This window comes from Mesorhizobium sp. B2-3-13, assembly GCF_006442195.1.
GTDB classification, from domain to species: Bacteria; Pseudomonadota; Alphaproteobacteria; order Rhizobiales; family Rhizobiaceae; genus Mesorhizobium; species Mesorhizobium salmacidum.
Genome location: NZ_VFVQ01000019.1, coordinates 126,643 through 132,642 on the forward strand (window position 1 = coordinate 126,643; position 6,000 = coordinate 132,642).

The 6,000-nt window shown below is 62.2% G+C and carries 6 protein-coding genes and 1 tRNA gene; 5 read left to right on the forward strand and 2 right to left on the reverse strand.

Annotated elements, in window-relative coordinates; translation table 11 throughout:
- Nucleotides 1-28: 28 nt before the first annotated feature.
- Nucleotides 29-102, forward strand: a tRNA-Gly gene (locus tag FJ941_RS22050).
- A 78-nt stretch (nucleotides 103-180) separates the two neighbouring features.
- Here FJ941_RS22050 and FJ941_RS22055 read toward each other — a convergent pair.
- Entirely contained in the window at nucleotides 181-645 is a 465-nt protein-coding gene (locus tag FJ941_RS22055) for a YidB family protein (RefSeq protein ID WP_140508869.1), read from the reverse strand.
- Nucleotides 646-775: 130 nt separating this feature from the next.
- Between FJ941_RS22055 and FJ941_RS22060 the strand changes: the two genes are divergently transcribed.
- The gene (locus FJ941_RS22060) at nucleotides 776-1,033 is read left to right on the forward strand and encodes a GlsB/YeaQ/YmgE family stress response membrane protein (RefSeq protein WP_015318000.1); all 258 of its coding nucleotides are present in this window, start codon (nucleotides 776-778) and stop codon (nucleotides 1,031-1,033) included.
- A gap of 109 nt (nucleotides 1,034-1,142) precedes the next feature.
- Here FJ941_RS22060 and FJ941_RS22065 read toward each other — a convergent pair whose 3' ends face one another.
- Nucleotides 1,143-2,030: a DMT family transporter gene (locus FJ941_RS22065; protein WP_140508871.1), complete on the reverse strand. Its 888-nt coding sequence runs from the start codon at nucleotides 2,028-2,030 to the stop codon at nucleotides 1,143-1,145.
- Between the two features lie 293 nt (nucleotides 2,031-2,323).
- On the opposite strand from FJ941_RS22065, the gene tuf reads away from it, so the two are divergent.
- The 3 genes from tuf (at nucleotide 2,324) to FJ941_RS22080 (ending at nucleotide 5,898) form a co-directional block, all read left to right on the forward strand.
- The gene (gene tuf / locus FJ941_RS22070; RefSeq protein ID WP_013895701.1) at nucleotides 2,324-3,499 is read left to right on the forward strand and encodes an elongation factor Tu; all 1,176 of its coding nucleotides are present in this window, start codon (nucleotides 2,324-2,326) and stop codon (nucleotides 3,497-3,499) included.
- Between the two features lie 161 nt (nucleotides 3,500-3,660).
- Nucleotides 3,661-5,322: a hypothetical protein gene (locus FJ941_RS22075; RefSeq protein ID WP_140508873.1), complete on the forward strand. Its 1,662-nt coding sequence runs from the start codon at nucleotides 3,661-3,663 to the stop codon at nucleotides 5,320-5,322.
- Between the two features lie 93 nt (nucleotides 5,323-5,415).
- The gene (locus FJ941_RS22080; protein ID WP_140508875.1) at nucleotides 5,416-5,898 is read left to right on the forward strand and encodes a group II truncated hemoglobin; all 483 of its coding nucleotides are present in this window, start codon (nucleotides 5,416-5,418) and stop codon (nucleotides 5,896-5,898) included.
- The last annotated feature ends 102 nt before the right edge of the window (nucleotides 5,899-6,000 follow it).

Consider the following 6,000-nt stretch of genomic DNA (forward strand, 5'->3'; position numbering starts at 1 on the left):
CCTTGTCGAATAGCTAGGGCATGCGTGCGCGGGTATGGTGAAATGGTATCACATGAGCCTTCCAAGCTCTTGGTGCGGGTTCGATTCCCGCTACCCGCTCCAGGTTTCCAGCGACACCGTCGGCAAGCCGAAACACTGCGCGGCAAGCGCGCAGCGCTTCAGGCATCGGTGTGCGCCGCGCTAGCTGTTGAACGCTGACGCGACCTGGTGCTGTTGCGGCATTTGGCCGTTCGGCGTCAGCTTGTCGACGATGCCGGGCAGGGCCGCGGATAGTTGCTCGAGCAGTTCCTGCTCGTCGAGCCCTGTCCGTTGGGAGATCTCGCGAATGACCTGCGGTCCGATCGCGTTGCCCAGCTCATTGGCGTTGATCGACTGGTTCTGCCCTGTGCCGACCCAGGAGTCGGCGACATTGCCATGGCCGGCGTTCTTGAGCTTGTCGAGCAGGCCGCCCAGTCCGCCGAGCAGGCCGCCGTCACCGGACGCGGTTCCGACGGGTGTGGGATCGGCCGGCGCGGGAGCTTGAGGCTGCTCCGGCTGTTCGGCACTTCTGCCGCTCAGCATCTTTCCGACCAGCAGGGCACCGAGCGCGATCATCAGCGGTTTGGTGATGTTGCCGCCGGGAACGGCGTTGTCAAAAAGTCCCATAGTGGATCCTCCATCTGGCCAAGCCCGGCCCGTCTTCAACAATGACGCAATCGGGCGGAATTTCAACCTGGCTTGTGGTTTTGACATTCATATGAAAATGTTCGGTTGGCGGAGGAATGGAGAGGAAAAAATGGGTATCATCAGCTGGATCATTCTCGGCGTCATCGCCGGCTTCATCGGCAGCAAGATCGTCAACAAGACCGGTCAGGGCATGATCATGGATATCGTGCTCGGCATTGTCGGTGCCATCGTCGGGGGCCTGATCTTCAGTGCCTTCGGTGCTTCGGGCGTCACCGGCCTCAACATCTACAGCCTGATCGTCGCGGTCGTGGGTGCCGTCGTGGTGTTGTGGGCCTACCATCAGTTCGCGGGCAAGCGCACCATCTAGACGTGTCGGCAGATTACCAGCTCTGCCGAATCCTGAATTGCGATAATCCGCCGTTGGTGCTGCCTGCACTCACGGTGTTGGAACCTACAATGCCGGTGCGCCCCGCCGATCAGGCGACCACGGCCAGCCGGCGCTTGCGCTGGTCCAGCGACACGATGGTCAACCCACTGCAGACGACCAGCAGGATGCCGCAGACCGCCAGTGCATTGGGGAATTGCCCGAACACCAGCAGGCCCGAAATGACGGCCCAGACCGTGAAGCAGTAGTAGAAAGGCGCTACCGCTCCGGTCGGCCCGACGCGATAGGCCATGAAGATGAAGAAGTGGCCGAAGATCAGGAAGAAACCGGCTCCCGCCATCAGCAGCAGGTGGTGCGCCTCCGGCGCTACCCAGCGCTCGGAAACCAGATGCGCGGCGCCGGCGCCGATCAGGACCACGACGACCGCCGAGATCGCCACGATCATTCCTGGCACTTCGGCGGTGATCTTGCGACCGGCCAGATCGCGGGCGGCGGCGAATGTCGCGTTGCCTAGCGCCAGCAAGGCGTAGACCGAAATGCCTTGCATGGTCGGCTGCGCCACCATCAGCGCGCCGATGAAGCCCAGCCCGATCAGCGCCATGCGCTGGCCGCCGATGCGCTCGCCAAACAGGATCGAGGATCCGACCAGCATCAGCAGCGGCGTGATCTGCCCCAGCGCGGTGGAATCGGCGATCTGCATGTTGGCGAGCGCGACGACGTAACAGAGGATCGCCGCCAGTTCGAGCAGGTTCCTGCGCAGCACCCGCTTGTCGAAGATCAGGGGGATCTGCTTGCCGTAGCCGAGCGCAAACAGCAGCGGAAAGCCCCACAGCGTTGCCGCGGCACCACGCAGGAAGAGCACTTCGTAGGACGGCAAGCCCGCAGTGGCGAGCTTCATCATCGTGTCGTTGACCAGATATGACCCGGTCGAGACGATCATGAACAGCGGGCCGCGAATGGCAGTCGGGATGAAATGCATCGGCGCAGGAAATCAGACCCGGATCGCCGCCGCAATGGGCCATGGGCCGCCGGCAGATCCGACAGCGACAGATACGCAGGCCTCGGAATCCTCCGATTGTTCCGTCGGACCTTCGCCCATTCCCTTTTCAACGGCGGGACCCTATATCAGCGCCATATCCCCGCAATCGGATCATGGGTTCTGGCCGAGTGAGATGGCGTCCGGGCAAAAGACGCTTGTGTTTTTTGGCCTTTCTCGCTAATCGCCCCGCATTCGACTGAACTGAAGGTCCAGGCCGTCCAAGGAAAGAGACTATGGCAAAAGGTAAATTCGAGCGCACTAAGCCTCATGTGAACATCGGCACGATTGGTCACGTCGACCATGGCAAGACGTCGCTGACGGCTGCGATCACCAAGTATTTTGGCGAATACAAGCGCTATGACCAGATCGACGCGGCGCCGGAAGAGAAGGCGCGCGGCATCACGATCTCGACGGCTCACGTCGAATACGAGACGGCCAACCGCCACTACGCGCATGTCGACTGCCCCGGCCACGCCGACTATGTGAAGAACATGATCACCGGTGCCGCGCAGATGGACGGCGCGATCCTGGTCGTGTCGGCCGCCGACGGCCCGATGCCGCAGACCCGCGAGCACATCCTGCTTGCCCGTCAGGTCGGCGTGCCGTCGATCGTGGTGTTCCTGAACAAGGTCGACCAGGTCGACGACGCCGAGCTGCTCGAACTGGTCGAGCTCGAGGTTCGCGAACTTTTGTCGAAGAACGAATTCCCCGGCGACGACATTCCGATCGTCAAGGGTTCGGCGCTGGCAGCGCTTGAGGATTCGAACAAGACGATCGGCGAGGACGCGATCCGCGAGCTGATGGCTCAGGTCGACGCCTACATCCCGACGCCGGTTCGTCCGCTCGACAAGCCGTTCCTGATGCCGATCGAGGACGTGTTCTCAATCTCGGGCCGTGGCACGGTCGTGACCGGCCGCGTCGAGCGCGGCGTGGTCAAGGTCGGCGAGGAACTGGAAATCATCGGCATCCGTCCGACGACCAAGACGACCTGCACGGGCGTCGAGATGTTCCGCAAGCTGCTCGATCAGGGCCAGGCCGGCGACAACATCGGCGCGCTGCTGCGCGGCGTCGACCGTGAAGGTGTCGAGCGCGGCCAGGTTCTGGCGAAGCCCGGCACGGTGAAGCCGCACAAGAAGTTCGTGGCCGAAGCCTACATCCTGACCAAGGACGAAGGTGGCCGTCACACGCCGTTCTTCACCAACTACCGTCCGCAGTTCTACTTCCGCACGACCGACGTGACCGGCATCGTGTCGCTGCCGGAAGGCACCGAGATGGTGATGCCCGGCGACAACATCACGGTCGATGTCGAGCTGATCGTGCCGATCGCCATGGAAGAGAAGCTGCGCTTCGCCATCCGTGAAGGCGGCCGCACCGTCGGTGCCGGCATCGTCGTCACCATCAAGGAATAATCGAGACCGGCTCTGCCGGATCGAGGAAAGGGCGGTCTTCGGGCCGCCCTTTTTCGTTTACTTGCGCTTGGCAGCGCAAGTATTGCCAGGGTTGGTTCAAACCTGTTGCAAGCGCCATGGCTGCAACTAGTATAGCTTGCACTGAGGGAGCTTTGCCAACAGTGGTTCCAAGGCGCTGTTTTGATGGGAAGGCATGGCGGTTGTGGGCACTGGTTTGCCTCGTCGTCGTTATGCTGCTGCCTGTTCTGACAGCGCGAGCGGAGGATGGGCCTCCCGACATCCCGCCCATGCGCTTCGTCGTCGTGCGCAGCAACGCTCCGGGATGCGAACCCAACTGTCCTGAGTGGATATCGGCGGACGGCACCATCGCCGCGGGCACGCCGGCGCTCCTCAAACGCACGCTCAAGGCGCTCAAGGGAAGGCAATTGCCGGTGGTCGTCAATTCGCCCGGCGGCAATGTCGATGCGGCGCTGGCACTTGGCCGGATGATCCGCAAGAACAAGCTCGATGTCGCCGTCGGCATGACGGTTTTTTCCGGTTGTCAGCCGGAAATTGAGAACTGCAAGGACAACAAGGGCAATAAGGGCAAGAGCGCCGACTATTTCGGGATAGTCCATGACGACGGAGCCATGTGCAATTCGGCCTGTCCGCTGATGTTTTCCGGCGGTGTCCGCCGCGTGATCGGAGATTTCGGTTATCTCGGCGTCCACCAGATCACCACCATATATCACCGGGAGAAACTGCTCTACCGGACCACGTACCGGATCGTGAACGGCAAGAAGAAGATCATCAGCACCAAGGTGGTCAGCCGTAAAAGCGCAGGCAGCTACAAAACCTACGAGATGAGCAGGGCCGTCGAGAAGACGCTTTCGGCGTACCTGAGGGAAATGGGGATAGGCGACGGCGTGCTGGAAATCATGAAGGCTACGCCGGCCAGCGAGATTCGTCAGATTCCGCTCGACGCCATGTTGACGATGAAGCTGGTCACCAGCCGGGACGCAGTGGATGTGTTGACCACGGCAAGCCTCTGCGGGCTTGGCCAGCCGGCCACCAACTGCCGGGAAATAGCTGGATCTGCAAACAAGACGACGCCGTCGGCCACCCTCAAGCCCATGATTGCCGTACCGGTTCAACCGGACGCCGCGAAGGCCGGCGGGGACATGCGCTTTGTCGTGGTTCGCGGCAGCAATCCGCTGTGCAACCCCGATTGTCCGGAATGGATATCGGCGGAAGGTGCGATCACCGGCCAGACGCCGCAGAAGCTGCGGCAGTTGCTGGCCACGCTTGGCAATCGGCGACTGCCTATCGTCATCAGTTCACGCGGAGGCGACCTGTCCAGTGCTCTCGCAATGGGACGACTTGTCCATGAAAGAAAGCTCGACATAGCCGTTGCCCGGACAGATTTCGTCGACTGCGACCCCGGCGTGTGGAATTGCCTCGCCACCGAAGGAGCCTATGCCGGATTGAGCATCGATGCGGGGGCGGAGTGCGATTCTGTCTGTGCGCTCGTGTTTGCCGGCGGCGCCAGACGGCTTGTCGGTCCCCGGGCGCGGCTCAGCCTGTATCCGATGGGACAGAAGCTGGTGGTCAAGGCGTATCTCGACGAAATGGCGATCGGTCCTGCTCTGTTCGCCGCGGTCGAGCGACGCTCCGCCGAGGGGCAACTTGACGCAGACATGATGCGCAGGGTTGGACTGACAACGGGACCGCAATCGGTCGACGCGTTGACCGGCTCCACGATTTGCAAGGCCGTTGCCAAGCCCGACAATTGCCGAGGCCTGCCAGCCGCCAATGCACAGGCCGACGCACCTGCCAGGCTGTAGAGCACGGCGACGTCGAAACTGCCCATCGAGGCAGGTTGAGCCATATCCGGTTTCCGCTATCGTCGCGGCCGCGGGGCCGGCGAAGGATCAAGAATGAGCCAGGACGTTCCGACACTTTACGAATGGGCCGGCGGCGCCGAGGCGCTGAACCGGCTGACGCAAACCTTCTATGACAAGGTGGCACAAGACCCGGTCGTTGGCCCGGTGTTCAAACATATGTCGCCGGATCACCCCGCCCATGTCGCCGCCTTCATCGGCGAGGTCTTCGGCGGACCGAAAACCTACAGCCAAAACTTTGGCGGCCATCGCGAAATGGTCATACATCATCTGGGCAAGCATTTGACCGAGGAGCAGCGCCGCCGCTGGATCAATCTTCTCGCCGACGCGGCGGATGAGGTTGGTTTGCCGGACGATCCCGAATTCCGTTCCGCCTTCATGGGCTACATCGAATGGGGATCGCGGCTGGCCAAGATGAATTCCAATCTCGGCGAGACCTGCGATCCCGAGACCGAACCGATGCCCGCCTGGGGCTGGGGCGTGCCCGGGGGGCCGTACCGGATGCCGGACGAAAAATAGCTTCCGGTTGCCGGGGAGGAGGATGACCGGTGCCGCAGATGCCAAGGTCGTGCGCCGGCGCGAGTGGGATGGACCGGGCTTCGAACATCTTGTGCCGCGGGG